At 66.2% G+C, this 19,683-nt stretch carries 22 protein-coding genes; 9 read left to right on the top strand and 13 right to left on the bottom strand.

The annotated features are described in order from the left end of the window. Window positions 1-26 precede the first annotated feature (26 nt). A complete protein-coding gene (locus HGK58_RS08060) occupies window positions 27-1,130 on the bottom strand; it encodes a Zn-dependent alcohol dehydrogenase (protein WP_168627078.1) in 1,104 nt (367 codons plus the stop codon). A 161-nt stretch (window positions 1,131-1,291) separates the two neighbouring features. Here HGK58_RS08060 and HGK58_RS08055 point away from each other — a divergent pair, with 161 nt between their 5' ends. Both HGK58_RS08055 and HGK58_RS08050 read left to right on the top strand, forming a co-directional pair. Continuing rightward, window positions 1,292-2,467, top strand: coding sequence for a helix-turn-helix domain-containing protein (locus HGK58_RS08055; protein ID WP_168627077.1), 1,176 nt, complete (start codon window positions 1,292-1,294; stop codon window positions 2,465-2,467). 187 nt (window positions 2,468-2,654) lie between these two features. Then, window positions 2,655-3,140, top strand: a complete 486-nt coding sequence (locus tag HGK58_RS08050) for a hypothetical protein (RefSeq protein ID WP_168627076.1) — start codon at window positions 2,655-2,657, stop codon at window positions 3,138-3,140. Here HGK58_RS08050 and HGK58_RS08045 read toward each other — a convergent pair. Genes HGK58_RS08045 through HGK58_RS08035 form a run of 3 tightly spaced genes read right to left on the bottom strand, consistent with a single transcriptional unit; the run spans window position 3,137 to window position 4,679 of the window. Beyond that, on the bottom strand, window positions 3,137-3,733 hold the full coding sequence (locus HGK58_RS08045; protein WP_168627075.1) for a GNAT family N-acetyltransferase: 597 nt from the start codon (window positions 3,731-3,733) through the stop codon (window positions 3,137-3,139). The two genes, HGK58_RS08050 and HGK58_RS08045, sit on opposite strands and share 4 nt — an antisense overlap. Window positions 3,734-3,765: 32 nt before the next feature. Continuing rightward, entirely contained in the window at window positions 3,766-4,380 is a 615-nt protein-coding gene (locus HGK58_RS08040) for a hypothetical protein (protein WP_168627074.1), read from the bottom strand. Then, window positions 4,380-4,679: a DUF4287 domain-containing protein gene (locus HGK58_RS08035; RefSeq protein WP_168627073.1), complete on the bottom strand. Its 300-nt coding sequence runs from the start codon at window positions 4,677-4,679 to the stop codon at window positions 4,380-4,382. The genes HGK58_RS08040 and HGK58_RS08035 overlap by 1 nt, the downstream gene beginning before the upstream one ends. 98 nt (window positions 4,680-4,777) lie before the next feature. Between HGK58_RS08035 and HGK58_RS08030 the strand changes: the two genes are divergently transcribed. Then, complete coding sequence (locus HGK58_RS08030; protein ID WP_168627072.1) at window positions 4,778-5,155, top strand: DUF4180 domain-containing protein; 378 nt, start codon at window positions 4,778-4,780, stop codon at window positions 5,153-5,155. 19 nt (window positions 5,156-5,174) lie between these two features. Here HGK58_RS08030 and HGK58_RS08025 read toward each other — a convergent pair whose 3' ends face one another. Together HGK58_RS08025 and HGK58_RS08020 are read right to left on the bottom strand one after the other, a co-directional pair. Next, window positions 5,175-5,720, bottom strand: a complete 546-nt coding sequence (locus HGK58_RS08025) for a CarD family transcriptional regulator (protein WP_168627071.1) — start codon at window positions 5,718-5,720, stop codon at window positions 5,175-5,177. Window positions 5,721-6,039: 319 nt separating this feature from the next. Next, complete coding sequence (locus tag HGK58_RS08020) at window positions 6,040-6,762, bottom strand: enoyl-CoA hydratase/isomerase family protein (protein ID WP_168627070.1); 723 nt, start codon at window positions 6,760-6,762, stop codon at window positions 6,040-6,042. Between the two features lie 55 nt (window positions 6,763-6,817). Here HGK58_RS08020 and HGK58_RS08015 point away from each other — a divergent pair, with 55 nt between their 5' ends. Continuing rightward, window positions 6,818-7,645 (top strand): fumarylacetoacetate hydrolase family protein, encoded by an 828-nt coding sequence (locus HGK58_RS08015; RefSeq protein WP_168627069.1) that lies wholly within the window; start codon window positions 6,818-6,820, stop codon window positions 7,643-7,645. A gap of 1 nt (window position 7,646) precedes the next feature. On the opposite strand, the gene HGK58_RS08010 is transcribed toward HGK58_RS08015, so the two are convergent. Continuing rightward, window positions 7,647-8,318, bottom strand: a complete 672-nt coding sequence (locus HGK58_RS08010) for a CoA pyrophosphatase (protein WP_349236173.1) — start codon at window positions 8,316-8,318, stop codon at window positions 7,647-7,649. 119 nt (window positions 8,319-8,437) lie between these two features. Here HGK58_RS08010 and HGK58_RS08005 point away from each other — a divergent pair, with 119 nt between their 5' ends. Both HGK58_RS08005 and HGK58_RS08000 read left to right on the top strand, forming a co-directional pair. Beyond that, window positions 8,438-9,808, top strand: coding sequence for an NAD-dependent succinate-semialdehyde dehydrogenase (locus tag HGK58_RS08005; RefSeq protein ID WP_168627068.1), 1,371 nt, complete (start codon window positions 8,438-8,440; stop codon window positions 9,806-9,808). Window positions 9,809-10,061: 253 nt separating this feature from the next. Beyond that, a complete protein-coding gene (locus HGK58_RS08000; RefSeq protein ID WP_168627067.1) occupies window positions 10,062-10,514 on the top strand; it encodes a DUF6220 domain-containing protein in 453 nt (150 codons plus the stop codon). Between the two features lie 31 nt (window positions 10,515-10,545). Here HGK58_RS08000 and HGK58_RS07995 read toward each other — a convergent pair whose 3' ends face one another. Genes HGK58_RS07995 through HGK58_RS07975 form a run of 5 tightly spaced genes read right to left on the bottom strand, consistent with a single transcriptional unit; the run spans window position 10,546 to window position 17,100 of the window. Further along, window positions 10,546-11,970: an MFS transporter gene (locus HGK58_RS07995; protein WP_168627066.1), complete on the bottom strand. Its 1,425-nt coding sequence runs from the start codon at window positions 11,968-11,970 to the stop codon at window positions 10,546-10,548. A 55-nt stretch (window positions 11,971-12,025) separates the two neighbouring features. Then, on the bottom strand, window positions 12,026-12,844 hold the full coding sequence (locus HGK58_RS07990; protein WP_168627065.1) for an ABC transporter permease subunit: 819 nt from the start codon (window positions 12,842-12,844) through the stop codon (window positions 12,026-12,028). 5 nt (window positions 12,845-12,849) lie between these two features. After that, window positions 12,850-13,770 (bottom strand): ABC transporter ATP-binding protein, encoded by a 921-nt coding sequence (locus HGK58_RS07985; protein WP_168627064.1) that lies wholly within the window; start codon window positions 13,768-13,770, stop codon window positions 12,850-12,852. After that, window positions 13,767-14,303, bottom strand: a complete 537-nt coding sequence (locus HGK58_RS07980; protein ID WP_168627063.1) for a DJ-1/PfpI family protein — start codon at window positions 14,301-14,303, stop codon at window positions 13,767-13,769. The genes HGK58_RS07985 and HGK58_RS07980 overlap by 4 nt, the downstream gene beginning before the upstream one ends. A gap of 58 nt (window positions 14,304-14,361) precedes the next feature. Further along, window positions 14,362-17,100, bottom strand: a complete 2,739-nt coding sequence (locus HGK58_RS07975) for a LuxR family transcriptional regulator (protein WP_168627062.1) — start codon at window positions 17,098-17,100, stop codon at window positions 14,362-14,364. 106 nt (window positions 17,101-17,206) lie between these two features. On the opposite strand from HGK58_RS07975, the gene HGK58_RS07970 reads away from it, so the two are divergent. Further along, window positions 17,207-17,695, top strand: a complete 489-nt coding sequence (locus HGK58_RS07970) for a GNAT family N-acetyltransferase (protein WP_168627061.1) — start codon at window positions 17,207-17,209, stop codon at window positions 17,693-17,695. Next, the gene (locus tag HGK58_RS07965; RefSeq protein WP_168627060.1) at window positions 17,692-18,450 is read left to right on the top strand and encodes a CPBP family intramembrane glutamic endopeptidase; all 759 of its coding nucleotides are present in this window, start codon (window positions 17,692-17,694) and stop codon (window positions 18,448-18,450) included. Before HGK58_RS07970 ends, HGK58_RS07965 begins: the two co-directional genes overlap by 4 nt. 27 nt (window positions 18,451-18,477) lie before the next feature. Here HGK58_RS07965 and HGK58_RS07960 read toward each other — a convergent pair whose 3' ends face one another. Then, window positions 18,478-18,981 (bottom strand): flavodoxin domain-containing protein, encoded by a 504-nt coding sequence (locus tag HGK58_RS07960; RefSeq protein ID WP_168627059.1) that lies wholly within the window; start codon window positions 18,979-18,981, stop codon window positions 18,478-18,480. A 117-nt stretch (window positions 18,982-19,098) separates the two neighbouring features. On the opposite strand from HGK58_RS07960, the gene HGK58_RS07955 reads away from it, so the two are divergent. Further along, window positions 19,099-19,683 carry a hypothetical protein gene (locus HGK58_RS07955; protein ID WP_168627058.1) on the top strand — a complete coding sequence of 195 codons (585 nt, stop codon included), beginning with the start codon at window positions 19,099-19,101 and terminating at the stop codon, window positions 19,681-19,683.

Genomic DNA, 19,683 nt, shown 5'->3' with positions numbered 1-19,683 from the left:
GTGTCTCCTTAGGTGGTTGGGGTAGTTCAGGACGCAGGGATCAGAAGCGTGCGGAGCGCCGAACCGTCGTTGAGCGCGTCCAGCGCGGCGCCGGCCTCATCGAGCGGTCGGCGGGCGGTGACCAGCTCGTCGAGCTTGAGGTCGCCCTCCATGTAGCGGTCGACGAGCGCGGGGATGTCGACCGCCGGGCGCACGCTCCCGTAGTTCGAGCCGAGGATGCGCTGGTCGGACTCGCCGAGCACAAGCGGGTCGAAGTATGCCTTCGAGCCGGTGGGCGGAAGGCCGACGACGACCGCGGCGCCGCCGAGTCCGAGCATCTGGATCGCCTGCTCGGTGGTCTGGGTGCGTCCGATCGCGTCGAACGCGTAGTCGACGCCGTCCGGGATCAGCGCGCGCAGCGCCTCGACCGCATCGACCTTGGACGCGTCGATCTCGTCCGTCGCGCCGAGGCGCATGGCGAGTGCCGTCTTGTCGGCCTGGATGTCGATGGCAATGATGCGCTCTGCGCCGGCGAGGCGGGCGCCCTGGATGACGGACAGGCCGACCCCGCCGCATCCGATCACCGCCACGATCGAGCCCGGCTCGACCTGAGCGGTGTTGGTGACAGCGCCGACGCCGGTTGCGACAGCACAGCCGACGAGCGCGATGACGTCGAGTGGCGCGTCCTCGCGCACCCGGATGGCGCCGCTCGCGGGAACGACGGCCTCCTGGGCGAACGATGAGACGCCGAGGTAGTGGTGGATGCGCTCACCGTCTCGGCTGAGCCGCGATGTGCCATCCTGCAGCACGCCGCCGGGTGCGACGATCGTCGCGGCCACCTGGCAGCGGGCCTCGTGCCCAGCCAGGCAGTACCGACATTCGTGGCACGGCGCGACCCAAGACAGCACGACGTGATCGCCGACCGCGAGGTTGGTGACGCCCGGGCCGACCTCGGTGATGATTCCGCTTCCCTCATGGCCCATGACGACCGGGACGGGAACATCCCACTCATTGCGGTAGACGTGGAGATCAGAGTGACAGACGCCGGCCGCGGCGATCTTGACCCGCACCTCACCGGCGCCGGGCGCCGCGAGTTCGACGTCGGCGACCTCCACCTTCTTGGTCTCACCGTTGAATACGACTGCCTGCATCACCACTCCTTTGTCCTGTGCACACGCGCCGCAAACCACAGGGTCACGGCCGGTCCGTGTCAGCCTAGGAAGGTCGCGATCGGGTGCACAGCCGCCGAATGGGAGCGCTGACGGGGGCCCGCGCACCGTTTCGTACAAGTCAGCGTGTTAGCGTCGAACAGGTGCAGAACGGCTCCATTGATCAGGTTCCCGCGCCCCATCCGGCTGGCGATCGGGCCTCGGATGCCGCACCCCGCGAACAGCGGGGTGGCCGCTATGACGGCCAGTTGGTCCGCGGGATCACCGCGCTGACGCACGCCGCGCGCACTGGTCAGACCGCCGGCATCGTCACGACCCTCTCGAAGCTCATCAACGGGTGGGCTGTGGTGATCGACCGGTACGGGACGCCGATTGCGAGCGTCGGCGCTTCGCGCATCCACCACGACGATGCTGTTGCCGCTGCGCTGCGGCTGTCCCGACGCATCCGGGTCACCAACCTCGGTGTGTACCCGGTCGGGCACCCACTCGACCCGAAGGCGCAGCTCGTCATCTCGGACAAGCTCGGCTCCCCCGGTCTGGTGCGCGAGCTCGCGACTCAGGCCACCGCGTTGCTCGACCTCACGTTCAGCCCGCAGCACAGCGCGCGCCTCGACCCGGTCGCGAGGGCGGATGCCATCGACGTGCTGCTCGCGCGAGACGAGGGCATCGCGCGGCGCGTCGCCGCACGTTGGGGATTGGTCGGCTCGGAGTTCTCCGTCGCGGTGATCCGCTCGCGGTCACGAAGTGTTGTGCTCGAGTCCAAGGTGCTCGACTGGCTTGACGAGCTGCGGCTGCCGCATCTCGCCTCGAGCGACGGATCGACGGTCATCGTGGTGCTCGACCCGGCATGGCTGAATGCGTGGGCGGAACGGCTCGAACGTGCTTCGCGGGAAGGTGTGCCGGTTCGCTGCGGGGTGGGCGAACCCGCGGCACTCGGGCAGCTTGCCGGCAGCCGGATGCAGGCGGAGCAGGCGGTCGAACTCGCGATCGCGGACGATCAGCCGTGTGTGAGGTTCGCCGATCTGGACTCTGTCGACATGCTGCTGAGGCACCTGACGCCGATCATGGTGCACGCCCTGAAGCGTCCGCTGGACGAGCTGACCGCAGCCGACGCATCCGGGGACCTCCTGCATTCGCTGCGCGTGTTCCTGGCCGAGAACGGCAGTTGGGAAGCCTCGTCGTCGCAGCTCGGCATCCACCGGCACACGCTGCGCAGTCGTATCCAGAAGGTCGAAGACCTGACCGGTATGTCCATGTCGAACGCTGAGGACCGGGTGCAGTTGTGGCTGGCGATCCGGGCGAGTTCGCTCGACTCCTGACCCGCTGCCGCGCCGTTCCGGACATCCGCTGCGCCGCAGCCCAACAGGCGCCGTTTCGGACATCCGCGCCGCTCCGCCACGATGCGCCCGTTCCGGAGATCCGCGACAGGTGCGCGGGGCGCGGATGTCCGCAACCGGCGCGCGGCGGGGGCTACCGCGCAGAAATCGACTCATTTAGGCTGACGCCGTGTATCTCACAATGGTCTTCCTTCATGTGCTCGGCGCCTTCGCGTTCGTGCTCGGTCACGGCGCGTCGATCGGCGTCGCGTTCCGCCTCCGCAAGGAAAAGGACCGTGCCCGCATGGCGGCACTCCTGGATGTCTCATCGTGGGGCATCACCTTCATGTACATCGGCCTGCTGGTCATGATCGTCGCGGGCGTCATCCTCGGCTTCATGGGCAACTTCTGGGGCTCGTGGTGGCTGTGGGTGTCGATCGCGCTGCTCGTGCTGGTGATGGGCGCCATGTACGGCATCGCGATGCCGTACTACCTCGGTGTCCGAGTGCTCTCCGGGGCGCGAATCCCCCCGTCCGCGCAGGCCAAGGCTGAGGCGCGCGCCACCGAGGGGCTGCTCGAGACACTCCCGACCTCGTGGCGGCCCATGGCCCTCGCGGGGATCGGCGGAGTCGGCCTCGCCGTGATCCTCTGGCTGATGATCGCCCAGCCGTCCTAGCGTGTTGTCAGCGCCATCACGACCCGGCTCTCAGTCGGCCGGGCGATCTCTTCGAATCCGGCTGCGCTGAACAGCCGTGCGCTGCCGACGAAGAGCTCGTTGTTCGAGGACTTCCGCCGCTCGGTGTCGATCGGGTACGCCTCGATGAGCCGCGCACCGTGTTGTCGCGCGTGGTCGATCGCGGCTTGGAGGAGGCGCGTCGCGATGCCCTTCGCCCTGTGCTCCCGGCGCACCACAAAGCAGGTGATCGCCCACACATCGGGGGCATCCGGCGGCTCGTCGCTGCCTCGCTTGACCACCTGAGTGCGCGCGAGCGCCGCCTGGTGCGTTCGCGGCGCTATCCGGACCCACGCCGCCGGTTCGTCGTCGACGTATGCGACCAGCGCCGGAGACGGTTCGGCAGCACCGAGCTCGCGCCGCAGCAGCTGTTTCCGCTCCTCCCGGCTTCGCGCACTGAACTCCGAGCGCGGGATGAGGAACCACTGGCACCAGCACGAGCCGCCGTCGCCACCGCCGGTGAACGCGTGCTCGATGTCGGCGAACGGCACTGTCGTTGCGGGTTCGATCCTGATCGCGCTCTCGTCGCGTGTCATGACGGCACCCTAAACCCGTCCCCTGACGTCGGTCAGCGGATGCCGGCGAGCGTGACCGGCGCGGACTGATCCGCCCAAGTGCCGGTCAGCCGTTCGGTCACGCCGCTGAGCTCGTCCCCGACGCGGCGCGCGACCAGCAACTCTCGGCCATCAGCGGAGATGGTGGTGATGCTGCCGGCGGTTGTGGCTTCCACCCGCTGGGGCACACCCACCAGGTCAGCAGAGCTGCCGCTCCCCCGAACCTGGGCCGTTCCCTCGATCGGCGTGCCGTCAGGGTAGAACTGGTCGGCCTCGCGCCCGCCGCCGAGAATCGTCGTGGCAAGCATTTGCGCGTAGACCGGGTCGCCTGCCGCGTCATAGAACCAGCGCGTGCCCAGCACCGAGTGCTCTGCGGTGCCGATGAGCCATTCGTCGGCACCCTCAAGCGGTGCCCCGCGGTAGGTGAGCGGCACCTGCAGCACCGGACCGCCTTGGGTTCCGATCAGCATCGTCTCGATTCCGACCTCGCCTGCTGGGTCGTCGAACCGGTACGCGGCGATCCGCTCCCAGTCTTCCGGGAGGTCGCCCGCCCACTCACGTCCGGCGACGAATTTTGCGACCATGTCGCGCTTCGACGGGACGATCTCGGCCTGATGCAGAATAGCCATCACTCAACACCCTTCGGTTTGGTGGCCTTGCCATCCAGCCACAACGTGTCGGATTCGTCACGGTGGCTGCCGTTCGAACCGACGTGCTTGCTGTCGATGCGCGGCCCGTTCTTGATGACATGCACGAGAGCCATCCCGTGACCACGACCGAGATCGAAGTCCTCCTTGAGCCAATCGAGGATCGTGCCCGCCTTGACATCGGGCGAATCGAAGCCCTTCTCCTTCGCGAGCTCAATGAGCTGACGAGGCGTCAAGCCTGTCTTCTCCTCGATGCTGTCGAGGTATGCCTGAAACGACATTCGTCTCCCTTGAATCGATACCGTGGAATCGATCGTAGGACGGATTGCGCCGCGTAACACTCATGTTGCCCGGGGCGGGCGGTGGATAGCGTGTCGGGATGACTGTCGAAGAGATACATGGCCTGCAGGTTCAGCGCGTCCCAGCCGATGGTCCCATCATCGCCACCGGCGATCAGACATCCGACCTCATCGGCAACGCCTGGTACGTCCACGCGCAGTTGCTGGTCGTGCCTGCGAGACGTTTCGGCACAGAGTTCTTCGATCTCTCCACTGGGCACGCCGGAGAGATACTGCAGAAGCTCGTGAACTACGGCCTCAAGCTCGCGATCATCGGCGATGTCAGCGAGCGCGAGCGGGACAGCGACGCGTTCGCGGCGTTCGTGTGGGAGTCGAACCGCGCCGACCACGTCTGGTTCCTGCCTGACGAGGACGCGCTGGTAGCCAAGCTCGCGGGGCGGGCCGGCGCCGTCAGCTGAGCGACGGCGCCCGGCGCCATCAGCCGGCGAGCAGCTGCTCCTTCTTGGCGGGGAGTTCCGTCACGGTCGCGGACTCGGCGGTTTCGCCCAAGATGACGGAGTCCAGGAGGGCATCCGCCTTGTCGAGGTCGATGGACAGCGTCAGCGAGATCTCCGTGACAAGCGGGCTGCGGGCATCCCTCAGCATCTGCTTCTCGGCGTAGGAGAGGTTGGATTCGTCAGCACGGCGAACGAGATCGCGCACGACCTCGGCGATCTGCAGCATGTCGCCGTTCTTGATCGTCTCCGCGTTCTTCTTGATGCGACGCGACCACTGCTTCTCTTCCACGCCACTGGGTGCGCGCAGCACGCCAAACACCTCGTCGAGCTGCTGTGTGGTGAAGACGTCGCGCAGGCCGATGTCGTGCGCCTTGTCCAGCGGAACACTGACCGACAGCGTTGAATTCTGCACGTCGAGGTTCAGGTATTTGGTGGAGACACCGCTGACCTTGCGGTTCGAGATCGTCCGGATGATTGCGGGCCCGTGGTGCGGGTGGACGATGGTCTGACCTTTGGAAAACTGCATTCGAGACTCCCCGGTTGCGCGCGAGAGCCACGCTCGACATCAGTCGGATCTACACATGAGGTAATCGGCCTGGACAGTCTCCCGCCACGGTTCGACAGCTTTCGAACGGGCTCGGGCGGGGTGCGAAGACGGTCACTGTGCATCGGCACAATGCGCGCAGTCGCGAGCTGGCAAGATCAATTGTCTCACGGATCAGGCATTTTTCGTAAGCGGCGACTTCCACTCACCTTCGATGGTGCTCCGGTTTGTTATCGCTGCAGGTGTTCCAGCAAGCGCATCGCTAACAAGCGGCAGCAACGTTGCCGCGGTGGCCGGGCGGTCAGGGACGATCGCCGAACACGCTCGTGAACCTGGCTAGCGCCGTGTCGAGCGCCTCGTCATAGTCCAGTTCCGCGAGCTCGTAGACGAAGGGTCGCCCGGTCGCCATGACGGCACCGGCGCGCGCGGCCTTGCGCAACCAGGCGGTGGCCTCGGCACGGACGTCGGCGGGGTCGGTCACCACGTTGATGAGCCCGATCTCCCGCGCGCGAGCCGCCGTGAACGGCTCGCCACTTGCGATGTTCTCGATCGCCGCACGCGGTCCGACGCGCTGGATGATCGGCACCTGAGCCACCATCGGCCAGACGCCGATGCCGGCCTCGAGAGTGCCGATCCTGGTGTCCGGACCGGCGACCGCGAAGTCGCAGGCGGCGACGATGGCGGACCCGGATGCGACCGCGTCACCGTTCACGGCGGAGGCCACCGGCTTCGGCAGCGTCGGCAGGAGCTTGAGCAGGCTGACCAGCGCACCCGCGAACTCGCGCGGGTCGCCGCCGCGCGCGAAGGCCGCGGTGTCCAGGCCGCCGCAGAAGACCGAGCCGCTTCCGGTGAGCAAGATGCCCGTGACACGCTCGTCGGCGCACGCCGCGGTCAGGCTCGCCTCGAGCCCGGCCATGTTCTCCGGGTTCAGCAGGTTGCGATCCGGGCCGCTGATCTCGATGGTGGCGATGCCGTCGTCCGCCGCGTATTCGGCGCTCTCTGCCGCGCCCCTCTGGTTGCTCACGTGAACTCCTTCGTTCAAATCACCGCGTACCAATCACGCTAGTAGCCTGAGGGCCATGCGACTCGTCACCCTACGCACCCCCGAAGGAACCGCGGCGGCCGTCGAGACCGCCGACCGCTACCGAGAACTGGACGGCATCCCGGATGTCGGCGCCCTGCTGCAGCGTGAGGATTGGCGCGAACTCGCGTCGAGCGCATCCGGAGACCTGCACGCCAAGGACGACGCTGACCTCGCGCCGGTCGTGCCGCGGCCGGGCAAGATCGTGTGCGTCGGCCTGAATTACCGCGCACACATCCTGGAGATGGGGCGGGAACTGCCGGAGCATCCGACCCTGTTCGCAAAGTTCCCGGAGACGCTCATCGGCCCGGGCGACGACATCCGGCTGCCCGAAGAGGACTCCGCGGTGGACTGGGAGGCCGAACTGGGCGTCGTCATCAGCCGCGCCGGCCGCCGCATCAGCGAGGCCGACGCCGCGTCCCACATCGCCGGCTACACGGTGAGCAACGACGTGTCGATGCGATCCTGGCAGTACCGCACGCTGCAGTGGCTGCAAGGCAAGAACTGGGAGCGCACGACCCCGCTCGGCCCTGCCTTGGTGACGCCGGATGACTGGGCGCCGGGTGCCGCCATCCGCACCGTGATCGATGGCGAGGTCATGCAGGAGGGATCGACCGGTGACCTGGTGCACAGCCCAGAGTTCCTGGTGTCCTACATCTCCACGTTCGTCACCCTGAATCCGGGTGACGTCATCCTCACCGGCACCCCTGGCGGTGTCGGTCACGCACGCGAGCCGAAGCGCTACCTCACCGAGGGGCAACTGGTCGAAGTCACCATCGACGGGCTCGGCACGCTGCGCAACCAGGTCATCGCGGGCAGAGCTTAGGCTACGGCTCGACCAGCCGAGCGGTGTCCCACGGGACACTCCAGCCCAGTTCATCGAAGATCCGCGCGAGCACGATCGCGGTGAAGCCCCACACCACGACACCATCGACCTCAAACGCTGGGATGCGGAAGGTGCGGTTGCCGACGGAGCGCTGCACACTCGCCCGGTTGTCGGGATTCAGCAGGTCGGCCACCGGCATCCGGAACACCTCGACGGCCTCCCGCTCATCGACCGCGGTGACCTGCGATGTGCGCGCCCACCAGGCGAGCACCGGGGTGACGAGGTTGTTGCTGCGCGGCAGCGCGAGCTCAGGTAGCGTGCCGAGGATGTCGACACCACTCGGATCGAGACCGGTTTCCTCGACCGCCTCGCGCAGGGCGGTGGCGGTGATGTCGGCGTCGGATGCCTCCACGCCGCCGCCGGGGAACGAGATCTCCCCCGGGTGATGGCCGAGCGTGGTCGAGCGTCGCTGCAGCAGCACGTCGAGGTCGCGCGGGACCGGTCCGGACGCATCCGCGGGCATCGAGTCCAGTACGCCAAACAGCACGAGCACCCCCGCCCGGCGGACGTGCTCCGGGTCGGCCACCCTTCGGGACGGGTCGACGGCCCAATCGCCGATGCCTCGTGCGGCGAGCCCGGCCAGTTCGCTACGAGGGTCGGTGGGCGCTTGCACCAGTCCAGACTATGCCGCTACACCTGACGGTAAGGGGGCATTGAGGCTGCATCCAGCGCTCTGCCGACCATCCGTCCTATCCTGAGAGACAGACCACCCACCACATCAAAGGAAGCCACATGAAGCAGTACGCGGTCATTGATCCATCGACGAATCAGACCATTTCTACTTACCCGCTGGCGAGCGACTCCGACATCCAGGATGCGATCGACGCGGCCCAGTCGGCTTATCAGGGCTTTGCCAAGCAGACCACGGTGGCCGAACGCGCTGCGCTCATGACGCGCGCTGCCGACCTGTACCTGGAGCGCAAGGACGAGCTCGCCCAGATCATCGCTCGCGAGATGGGCAAGCCCATCGAGCAGTCCATCGGCGAGGTCGAATTCAGCGCCGACATCCTCCGCTACTACGCGGACAAGGGACCGGAGTTTCTCGCCGACGAGGAGATCGACACCGAGGGCGGAGCGCGCGCGTTCGTGCGGCGTCAGGGCCTCGGCGTGCTGCTGGGCATCATGCCGTGGAACTTCCCGTACTACCAGGTGGCCCGGTTCGCCGGACCGAACCTCGTCGCCGGTAACACCATCATCCTGAAGCACGCCGAGCAGTGCCCGGAGTCCGCGCTCGCGATCGAGCAGATCTTCAAGGATGCCGGGTTCCCGGAGGGCGCGTACGTGAACGTGTTCGCCGATCACGACCAGATCGGGACCATCATCGCCGACCCGCGCGTGCAGGGCGTGTCCCTCACGGGTTCGGAGCGCGCGGGCGCTGCGATCGCTGAGCAGGCCGGCCGTCACCTGAAGAAGGTCGTGCTCGAGCTCGGCGGCTCCGACGTCTTCCTCGTGCTGGACACGAACGACATCGACAGCGCCGTGGACATGGCGGTCGCCGGGCGGCTCGAGAACAGCGGCCAGGCCTGCAACGGCTCGAAGCGCATCGTCGTGCTCGACAAGTACTACGACGAGTTCTCCGAGAAGTTCATCGCCGCGATGAAGGCCCTCAAGTGGGGTCCGGCCACCGAGGACGGCATCGACCTCGGCCCGCTCTCCTCGGCCAAGGCCGCGGAGCTGCTGGGCGCCCAGGTGGCACAGGCGGTCGAGCAGGGCGCTGTGCTGAACATGGGCTCGACGACGGCCGACGGATGCTTCTTCGCGCCGACCGTGCTCAGCGACGTCACCCCGGACATGAACGCCTACCACGAGGAGCTGTTCGGCCCGGTGGCGGTGCTCTACAAGGTCGCGAGCGACGACGAGGCGATCGCGCTGGCGAACAGCTCGGCGTACGGCCTTGGCTCGGTCGTCATCTGTGAGGACACCGACCGCGCCATCGAGGTCGGCACCCGGCTCGACGTCGGCATGGTGTTCATCAACGGCGTCGGCCTGGATGCGCCGTACCTGCCGTTCGGCGGCGTCAAGCGCAGCGGCTTCGGTCGCGAGCTGGGCCGGTTCGGCATCGAGGAGTTCCTGAACAAGAAGATCTTCGCGTTCGGCGAGTAGGCGCTCGCGCGGGTCGAACTTCCGCGCGCGGGTCGAATTTGACCCGCGCGCGGAAGGTGCACCCGCGCAAGGCGAATCTCCCAGCGCCGTGCTCGACTCGTGGCTCGGCACCAATCACTAGGGATAGAACTAGGGTGCCGGATCGAGGCTAGGACCCACTAGTGAGGGTCATTCGAAGGTAGTCTCCGAGGCGGTCATGGAGGTACCGATCAGGAGTCGGTGCCGAATCCACCCGAACCTGAGGAGATCCACCGTGCGTTCTGTCTACCTTGTTCTCACTGTCATTTTGCTGGTCGCCTTGACCGTGCAGTTCTACCTGGCCGGCGTCGGAGTGTTCTCCAACCCCGACGATGAGCTGTTCAGCTTCCACGGCATGAACGGTCGCTACGTGCTGACGGTCGCATCGCTGTTGCTGCTGATCGTGTCGTTCTTCATCAAGGCCGGCGGTCGCACGATCGCGCTCTCAGCGCTGCCTCTTGTGCTCATCCTGCTTCAGCCCGGGCTGTTCATGCTCGCGGGGCTCTTCGTAAACCCGGACGCGCCCGCCGACTCCATGGCTGCAACCATCATCGTGAGCTTCCACGTGCTCGTCGGGCTTGGCGCGTGGGTGGTCACCTACCACCTGTTCAACCGCGCGCGTGGCCTGGTCTCGACGGCCAAGGCGGCGTCCGCGCCGGCGGCAGAGTCAGAGTCCGTCAGCGTCTAACCGATCAGAAGAGTTCGCGTCCCTCCCGTGATTATTCCGGGAGGGACGCGGCGTTAACGGGCCGAAGCCGATTCATGCCGAACACCGGCCGCTCTCGATTGGCAATTACGAGCGAGAGCGCAAGCAGAGCCGCGGTTGTCGCGATCCCGGCAGCGTTCAGGAACGCGTGCTTGAAGCCCTCGCTCAACGCGGACGCCCCGAGCACCGGTTGCGGTCCCGCGTGGGCCACAATCGACGCAGTGAGAACGGCCACGCCGAGCGCTGCGCCAATCTGCGACGACGCACTCGCCATCCCTGCGGCAAGGCCGGGGCGCTCGGACGACATAGCGTCCGCGATCAGTATCGTGGTTGGGGTAAAACTCAGCGCGACGCCGACGGCGATCAAGAGCAGTCCGGGCAACACACCCGCGGTGTAGTGGACCCAGTTCGAGGCGGAGGACAGCCAGGCATGCCCAACGGCGAGCACCACCAATCCGATTGTGACTGTCACGCGAGCTCCAAGCCTCCGGAGGGCGCGCGGTAGGCCAACTATCGTCACCACGAAGCCCGCCACAGAAGTGGGCACCATCGCTAGCCCAGCGGTTCCGGCATCCATCCGCATCACTTGTTGAAGATAGAGAGCGGCGATTGTGAAGGACGATGCACGCGCAGCGCCGCCAAGCAGACTCACGACGAGTCCAAGCGACACCGTTCGGGATCGGAACAGAACGAGCGGCAGGATTGGATCGGCCGCTCGACGTTCCGCGAGACAGAACACCACCATCGCGGCGACTCCTCCAATCGACGCAACGATTGTGCCCGGTGCGCCGAATCCCTGCACCGGAACGCTCACTGCCAGGTAGATGAGTGACAGCGCAGCGGCGGTGACGGATGCTGCGCCTGTAATATCGATGGGAGTCCGCTGCCTAGTTGTCGACGTATCGGCGGGAATGAGCCGTCGGGTGCTGAGCGCGGCAATGGCAGTGATAGGCACCGTGATCCAGAAGACGGCCGACCAGCCCCACGCGGCTGTCACGCCGCCACCGACGAGGACTCCGATCGCCCCGCCCAGAGTCGATGCGGCGCCCCATGCGTTCATCGCCCTGCCCCGGGTGTTCCCCGGGAAGGAGGCGAGCAGGATCGACATCGCAGTGGGGCTAAGCACGGCGGCACTAAGACCTTGAGCGGCTCGGGCAGCGATGAGGATGACCTCGGTGGACGCCAGGGCGGCGCCCACCGAAGCCACTGTGAAGGCGACCGCCGCCAGCGTGAACAGTCGGCGCCGCCCGAGCGTGTCGGCGAGCCGCCCGCCAAGCAGCAGAGTCCCGCCGAACGCGAGGAAGTATGCGTTCACCGTCCACGCTGCTCCGGTGTGACTCAGCCCCAGCCTGTCTTGGATGGTCGGCAGTGCGACATTGACGATCGAAGTGTCAAGCATCACCACAAACTGCGCACCGACCAGGAGCACAAGAGTCATCCGGCTTGTTGTGCTGGCGATTCGGCCATTCATCGTTGATCCCTGTAGCTTTCGCTCAGACGTCGCGGCGGCGGAATACGAGGGCGGCTGTGAGGGCGAAGCCAACCGCCCAGGCAGTCATGACCAGGGCGCCTTCGAGCCGCGTCAGCTCACCGTCGGCGATCTCGGCGGCCATGAACTGGGATCCCGCTTCCGACGGAAGGTAGCGGAGAATTTCCGCCGCCACCCCACCGGGAATCATCGACAAAGCGGTGGGCAGAACGAACAGCAGCCCGATCACCGTCACGATGGCTCCTGCCGAGTTCCGGAGAAGTACACCAATGCTGACGGCGATGACCGCTGCCAACGCCAGGTACACGCCGGTTGCCAGCAGCAGGCCGTACATGCGGGGGTTCTCGAGGGCATAGTCCAAGTCCTCCTGAGCAAGGATCGGCTGGATCAGTAGGTAGCTCAGGAACGCTGCGGTTGCACCGGTCAGAGCACCGATTCCGGCCGCGACCAGCGCTTTGGCTGCCAGCACACCGGTTCGCATCGGCGCGGCGGTCAGAGTCGGGCGGATCATCCCCGTGCCGAACTCCGAGCTGACCAGGAGCACCGCCAGCGCAGCGAGAAGGAGTTGACCGAACGACAGTCCGGCCATCGGCATCGACTGGATGGCTTGGGTCGCGACGGGCTGACCGTCGCGCTGTGAAAGGATCATCCCCCCTGCGCCGAGCATTCCGACGCCCACCATGGCCGCGACCGAGGACGCGACCAGAATGTAGGAGGAGGGCAGGCTGCGGAGTTTCACCCACTCGGATCGCACGATCCGTGAGAAGGAGAGACCCTTGGTCCAAGCTGCAGGGTTCTGTTGAGCTTCGAGTGTTGTGGTCATGTCGGTCAGTTTCCTTTTCCCGTGAGCGCCAGCGACTGGTACTCGACGTCGTCTCTTGTCAATTCCATGTAGGCCTCTTCGAGAGAGGCGCGTTGCGGTGTCAGTTCATAGATGAGCAGGCCACGGTCGAGTGCCGCACCGGCGATTTCGCGGGGTTCCAAGCCGGCGACCAGCAGTTCGTCATCGTCCCCCGTCTGGACGGTCGCCCCCATTGCGACGACCGCCGCTTGAAGGAGCTCCTGCTGTTCGACGCGAACGAGGGTGCGATGTCCCCCGCCCGCGAGGATGTCGGCGATCGGGGCGTCCGCGATGATTCGGCCTCGTCCGATGACGATGAGGTGGTCGGCCGTCTGCGCCATCTCGCTCATGAGGTGAGACGAGAGGAACACCGTGCGGCCCTCGTCAGCAAGTGTCCTTGCCAGATGCCGCACCCACAGCACTCCATCCGGGTCGAGACCGTTGACCGGTTCGTCGAGGATGACGCTCTTCGGATCTCCGAGCAGGGCGCCGGCGATGCCGAGACGTTGACCCATTCCGAGCGAGAAGTTTCCAGCCCGACGGCCTGCGACCTCTGCCAGACCGGTCAGCTGGAGAACTTCGTCCACACGTCGGGCCGAGATGCCGTGGGTGGTAGCCATGGCGAGCAGGTGGTTGCGTGCGCTGCGGCTGGGATGGAAAGCCCTGGCGTCGAGGAGTGCGCCGACCTCCTGGAGCGGCGCACGATGCTGGCCGTAATGGCGTCCATCCACCGTGACCGACCCGCTCGTCGGTGTGTCAAGACCGAGGATCATGCGCATGGTTGTCGACTTCCCAGCACCATTCGGGCCAAGGAACCCGGTCACGCGCCCCGGCTGGATAGTGAAGGTGATGTCGTCGACGACGGTCTTGTCACCGTACGTCTTCGTGAGGTTTCGTGCTTCGATCACGTGTAGTTCCTTTCGATGGGATGATGCGGTGGGTGGAATCGGCGGTGAAGAACGTTTCGGATCAGAACGCCTGCGTCGGCGCCGTCGGCGGCAGTCCCGTACTTGCCGTCGATGACGACCGCCTGGGTAGCGGGGCGGGCGCCGTGCTCACGGAGCAAGCGGCCCGTCGTGTCGGTCGCCGAGACCGAGACGCCACGCAGCAGTCCTGCCGCCGCAAGGACAGTGGACCCCGAGCCGATCGCGAGCATCCACTGGGCCCGGCAGTCGGCCGCGCGAAGCCACTGGTGAACGGTGCCATTGACCAGGTGCTGCTGGGCGCCTGGGCCGCCGGGGAATACGACGATGTCCGGATGCGGGAACTCACTGAGAGCCGCGTCAGCTGTGAGCTGCAGGCGTCGAGTGTCGTCGCGGATCGGACCAACGCGTTCTGCGATGAACGTGACGTCCATCTTGGGTGTGCCGGCTAGCGCATCGTGCGCGCCGACCGCCTCGAGTGCGGTGAACCTGTCGAAAAGCAGGATGGTGGCTTGCATGTCTGCAAGGTTCCCGGTGACCGATGGGCTGTCGCACCGGCCAAATCACCGGTATTCGTTAGGTCGGTTGTGTGATGTTCTGCCCGACGAGCGCTCCACGTGAACTGACGCCAAGCTTCGCGAACACGTTCCGCAGGTGGAAGTCGACGGTGCGCGGGCTGATGAACAGGCGCGCAGCGACATCCCGGTTCGACAGTCCCTGCTGCACGAGTCTGGCCACCTGCAGTTCCTGAGCGGTCAGGGCGACACGCTCCGCCGAGTCCGCGCCGCGGCGCCGAGCGGTCTCCCCGGAGGCACGCAACTCTTCCGCGGCGCGACCAGACCAGGGGCCGGTATCGAGCCCATCGAAGATAGCAAGAGCAACGCGCAGGTGCCCCCGGGCATCGACCCGACGACGAGCCCGGCGCAGCTGCTGGCCATAAGCGAGGCGGGTGCGTGCATGGTTGAACGGGCGACTGCTGCCGGCATGGTGGGCCAGCGCTTCCTCGAAGTGCGACTCAGCGTCAGCGTCTGAGTGGGCGAGCAATGCACGGCCATGCCCGGCAGCGGCCGCGGCCCAAGCGTGGCCCGTCGCTGCGGCGAAGCGCGCCATGTCATCGGTGATAGCTGTCGCGGTCTTGGTATCTCCCACCTGGATCGCCACATCGAGAATGTCGTAGAACGCTGCCCGACGCAGCATCGGGTGGACAATGCGGTCGAAGTAGTGGGCAGCCGCAACGGCGTCCTGTGCGCTGCGTCGGATTCCCTGGGCCCAAGAGAAGGTGTCCGCGATCATCCGGTCGAGCACTCCTGCACGCTCTGTGGATAGGAGTGCTTGCAGTTGTTCGGCGCGCGGCTCGAAGGTGTCCTCGCCGCGATAGGCGCCGACGACGAGGATCTGTGCGCTGGGAAGCAGCCGCTGATTCTGCTGCCCCGTGATGCCCGCAAGTTGCGACACCTCGTCGGCGGCGGCACTCAGTTCGTCCCACTGCGCCGTAGAGAGCTGGGCGATAGCCCTGCGGGTGAGCGCATGAAGGATGCGAATGGGAGATGACTGAAGCCGAGCCTGGTCGAGCTGGATATCGTGCCATCGCAACGCCTGCTCGTCATCGCCGAGCAACAGCGTGGCGACGCCGACGTTGGCGAGCAGGTCGGGGTCGGTGAGTCCGACTCGCAGCCGGAGGGCACGCTGCAGCTCGCTCTCGGCTGCCTCCAGCCGACCATGGGTGTAGTGGTCCATGGAGAGGAGCAGAGCGGATTGCCCAGCTGCACCGTCGTCTGGCGAAGACACGGCAAGCAAGTCCCCAACGGCGATGGTTGCGCCCGAGCTGGCCCCGAACGCGGCCAAGGTCGTCGCGATCATCGCAAGTTCTCCCGCGACGCTCAGGTGACCCGAAGCGGCCGCTTCAGTGGCGGCGTGAGCGAGGATCCCGTGCGCCAGAGTCGGCGAGCCGAAATTCATTTCCACGAAGGCGCGCAGCCGATCGCTTTGCGCAATCGTCGCCGGGTCGGTGCTTCGCGCACGCGCTGACTGTGCCAGGAACTTCGCTCTGTCTGGCTTGCCAGCCAGCCACGCTGCCATCGCTGCCGCTGCCGTGCGGGTAGCGGCGAGCTCCCCCTCCTCGCTCAGCGTCGCGGCACGTTCCCACGCCGCTGATGCGGCCTCGTGACCTCCCTGCTGATGGAACCGGCGGGCGATCGCATCGAGGTCCGCGGCAATCGGTTCGTCCGGGGAAACTTGGGCGGATGCCCGGTGCCAGGTCGCACGGTCGGTCTCACCGCGAAGTTCAAGTGCCTCTGCAAGGGCTAGATGCGCGCGCCGGCGTTGCTCGTCGGGTGCGGCCAGGTAGATGGCGGAGCGCACCAGTGGATGCCGCACGTGAACCCGCGTGCCAGTTGTCACTATGAGCCCAGCGCCAACCGCATCATCCTCGCCGTCGACAGCGCCAAGCCGCTGGGCCGCGTCGCGGACAATCGCAGAATCTCCAGAGTCGTCCACAGAGGCTACGAGGGCGAAAGCCTGAGCGGAGGCGGGAACGCTCCGATACCGGTCTAGAAACACCCGCTCGAGGCCGTCGGTCAAAGGAAGATGCGAGGGAAGCGGTTCCAGTCCGGCAAGCTGCTCAGTCGAGAGCGCACCAGGCAGTTCGACGAGAGCGAGCGGATTCCTTCCAGTTCGTCGAATGAGTTCCTGCCGAACGCCCACGGCGATCTCTATGCCTGCAGTTCCGTGCAGGAGCAGCTCGCCTGCCGCGTCCTCGGGCAGTCCCTGTATCGACAGCGCCGGCAGGTCCTCCCAGTCAAAGCGCCGCGGGCCACCGTCTCTGGCTGCAAAAAGCATCCCGACTGCCGAAACGTCGATTCGCCGTGCGACGAAGAGGAGCGCGGCGGCTGACGCCTCGTCCAGCCAATGTGCGTCATCGATGATGCACACCACCGGACGCCCCTCCGCGGCTTCGCTGATCAGGGTGAGCACGGCGAGGAACACCAGAAAACGCTCGGTTCCTGCCTCTTTCGGCGCCTGGAGACCCAGCACCTGACCAAGAGCGTGTGCTTGCGGACCCGGCAGACTCGCGACCCCGGCCATCAGGGGTTGAAGCAGTCGGTGTAGCGCGGCAAACGCGAGAGGACTCTCGGATTCGATTCCGGCAGTGCGCAGCACGGTCACGTCGCGAGCGTCCTCACCCACGGAGTCGAGCAGAGCCGACTTCCCGATGCCCGCCTCACCATGAAGGACCAGGGCGCCGCCGTGCCCATCGTGGGCACGATTGAGCACTTGGGCGATCATCGCCCGCTCCGTGTCCCGCCCGAGAAGCACGGGCAAATCTTATCGGAGCACAGGCGATTACCCGGTGGAATCACCGGCGCGAATCAGGCGGGCGTGGTTGAGGATCGTCACGGAGCACCCACGAAAGGAACCACGAATGTCTGGCCACCTCACCGAAGTCCGCACGCGCCTCGCCTGCCCAGTCGACGCCGAAATCCTGCATGCGCTTGTCTTGGAACTCGCTGCTCACGAAGACTCGCTCGACGACGTCCGTGTGACCGTTGACGGCTGGAAGAGGCTCCTGAGTCGCGATGATGTCAGGGTTGTGATTGCCAGTGACGGCCCTGGCGCGGTCGGATACGCATCCACCGTTCGGCGGTTGAGCCTGTGGCTCGGTGGCGACGTTCTCGCCATGGACGATCTGTACGTGCGGGAGGCTGCCCGAAATCGCGGAGTTGGACAGGTGCTCATGGCGGCCGTCGCGGGGCTTGCAGCCCCGGATCGCCTTCCTGTCGTCTGGAGCGCCAGCCTGACGAACGTGGACGGCCATCGCTTCTATCAGCGTCTTGGCGCCGACCTGAAGACGAGGGTTGCCGCATCCTGGTCCCCGGACGACTACCTGTTCACCGTCTCGGACACGCTATGACGGCAGACCTGTGGGAGCATCCTGTTCGGTTTCGCGCGCTGCGCTACCCGGTCGCACTGTGGTGCTCGTACCTGGTGGTCGTAACCGGAATCGCGATTGCGGCCAAAGCGCTCTGGCCACAGCTGACGTCCGGCCCCGGCGGTCTCGCGACTCTGCAGGTCGCTCTTCAGGCGCTCATCACCCTGCTGGTTGTGCCGTTTGTGGCGATGACCGGTTGGCGCGCCATCGGCATGATGAGCTGGCCGTCGTGGCGCGATCTGGCAGCGCTGTCGTTCCCGGTGCTCACGATCCTGTTCGGGTTCTTTGCCGGCTTCCGAGTGGCTGGCGTCTCAACGGTTGTGCTCGCGATCGCCTCTGTCGCCCTGGCCGGGTTCAGCGAGGAGCTGGCATTCCGTGGTGTCTTCCTCCGTTTACTGCAGCCACGAGGCATCTGGCCGGCCGTCGGCATCTCGTCCGCGATGTTCGGCCTCATGCACCTCACCAACCTCGCCCTCGGATCACCCTGGTACACCGCCCTGTTGCAGGTGGCGTTCTCCACCATGGCAGGTTTCGGTTATTCGGCGATGCGACTGCGCACTAGGTCGCTGTGGATCCCGATCCTCCTGCACAGTGTCTACGACCTGACGTTCCGACTCGGCAACGTTGAGCCGGGATCCGCACACCAGTACGCGATCTTCATGCTGCACGGGGTCGGGTGGTTGATCTATGCGGTCGTGATCTTGCGTCCGTCAGTGCGATGGAAGCTTCGCGTCTAGACATCGAGGCGAGCCGAATGAACTCCATCACCGCATCGTCTGCTTGACCAGTTGGTCGGCCCAATCGGCAGCGCGCTGCTCCTCGCCGTCGAGGAGCGGGCCGGCGTAGTCGTGCACGCGAAAGGTCTTCTGCTTGATCGAGGTGTCGAAGCCCAGCGATCGCAGCTCGTGTCGTGCCGCCTTGGCGGCAGAGCCGGGCAGGCGCGGCTTGTCGACGCGGGTATCGAACGCGACCGCGGGAACCTTGATCGCAGAGCGCTCCACCGCGTTCAGCCATTCCCGGATGCCGCGCTTGGGCTCGTGCGGTGCCGAATGGTTCTTCACTGCGTCGCCACGCGTGCTGGGGCGGCTCATCGAGAAGGCATGGGTCGGGCCGCCGACGACGACCAGGTCGTAACCCGTGACGACTTTCGGCGCGGCGTCCGTATCGACGACATCCACCGCACCCAACCGGCCGAGCCTGTCGGCGATGGCGCGTGCGACCTTCTCGGTGTTCCCCCACAGGGACTCGTAGACCACAAGTGTTCGCATGCTTGCTCCAAGCTCGAAGGCTCCACCGTTGTTGTGCGCGGCACAGGGTACGCCTCATTCCTGCTAAGCAGTGTGGATTCTTCTGATCTCGCAGAGGGCGAGGGTAGATTACGCACCATGTCTCGCGAACCGGGAGCCGACCAACCCGCCTCAGCGCACGCCCGCCCACCGCGGCCGGGCATGTCCGATTCGACGCCAGCACCGGTGCGGCGCCTCAGCCCGCCGACCGGAATGCTGCTGGCTGCCCGCTGGCTGTGGCTGGCAAGTCTCGCCCTGGGGCTGATCGCCGGCTTCTTCATCTTCATCTACCGGGCGGACCAGATCGACCGCTTGAAGCAGCTGATCACTGAGCTCGATGCCACGCGCGCTGCCGAAACCGTTGATGCGCTGTCACTACTCGTGTTCTGGGGTGCCCTGGGGATCCTCGCCCTGGTCTTCGTGCTGGAGGCGATCATGCTCAGCGTCATGCTGCGTGGACACGGCGGAGCCCGATGGGCACTGCTGTTCCTGCTCGTCCTCAACGCCGGCGCCGTGCTGCTCGCCGACGCCGTGCTCATTCCGCCCGAAGGCAATGGCCTGTACCTCTGGCTGCTGTTGATCGCCCAATTCGTGCTGGCCGGTGCGGGGTTCGTCTGCAGCCTGCTCCCCGGGGCGTCAGGATGGTTCCGGGGCCAGCACGGGCACAGCGGACGGATGCGCTGA

Source organism: Cryobacterium sp. BB307, assembly GCF_012274275.1.
In the GTDB taxonomy this organism is placed as follows: domain Bacteria; phylum Actinomycetota; class Actinomycetes; order Actinomycetales; family Microbacteriaceae; genus Terrimesophilobacter.
This window is presented reverse-complemented; position numbering and strand designations above follow the sequence as displayed.

Excerpts from the sequence above, each read along its gene's own strand:
- HGK58_RS08060 (WP_168627078.1), bottom strand. The coding sequence starts at position 1,130 with ATGCAGGCAGTCGTATTCAACGGTGAGACCAAGAAGGTGGAGGTCGCC.
- HGK58_RS08045 (WP_168627075.1), bottom strand. The coding sequence starts at position 3,733 with ATGACACGCGACGAGAGCGCGATCAGGATCGAACCCGCAACGACAGTG.
- HGK58_RS08040 (WP_168627074.1), bottom strand. The coding sequence starts at position 4,380 with ATGGCTATTCTGCATCAGGCCGAGATCGTCCCGTCGAAGCGCGACATG.
- HGK58_RS08035 (WP_168627073.1), bottom strand. The coding sequence starts at position 4,679 with ATGTCGTTTCAGGCATACCTCGACAGCATCGAGGAGAAGACAGGCTTG.
- HGK58_RS08030 (WP_168627072.1), top strand. The coding sequence starts at position 4,778 with ATGACTGTCGAAGAGATACATGGCCTGCAGGTTCAGCGCGTCCCAGCC.
- HGK58_RS08025 (WP_168627071.1), bottom strand. The coding sequence starts at position 5,720 with ATGCAGTTTTCCAAAGGTCAGACCATCGTCCACCCGCACCACGGGCCC.
- HGK58_RS08015 (WP_168627069.1), top strand. The coding sequence starts at position 6,818 with ATGCGACTCGTCACCCTACGCACCCCCGAAGGAACCGCGGCGGCCGTC.
- HGK58_RS08005 (WP_168627068.1), top strand. The coding sequence starts at position 8,438 with ATGAAGCAGTACGCGGTCATTGATCCATCGACGAATCAGACCATTTCT.
- HGK58_RS07995 (WP_168627066.1), bottom strand. The coding sequence starts at position 11,970 with ATGACTCTTGTGCTCCTGGTCGGTGCGCAGTTTGTGGTGATGCTTGAC.
- HGK58_RS07990 (WP_168627065.1), bottom strand. The coding sequence starts at position 12,844 with ATGACCACAACACTCGAAGCTCAACAGAACCCTGCAGCTTGGACCAAG.
- HGK58_RS07980 (WP_168627063.1), bottom strand. The coding sequence starts at position 14,303 with ATGCAAGCCACCATCCTGCTTTTCGACAGGTTCACCGCACTCGAGGCG.
- HGK58_RS07970 (WP_168627061.1), top strand. The coding sequence starts at position 17,207 with ATGTCTGGCCACCTCACCGAAGTCCGCACGCGCCTCGCCTGCCCAGTC.
- HGK58_RS07965 (WP_168627060.1), top strand. The coding sequence starts at position 17,692 with ATGACGGCAGACCTGTGGGAGCATCCTGTTCGGTTTCGCGCGCTGCGC.
- HGK58_RS07960 (WP_168627059.1), bottom strand. The coding sequence starts at position 18,981 with ATGCGAACACTTGTGGTCTACGAGTCCCTGTGGGGGAACACCGAGAAG.
- HGK58_RS07955 (WP_168627058.1), top strand. The coding sequence starts at position 19,099 with ATGTCTCGCGAACCGGGAGCCGACCAACCCGCCTCAGCGCACGCCCGC.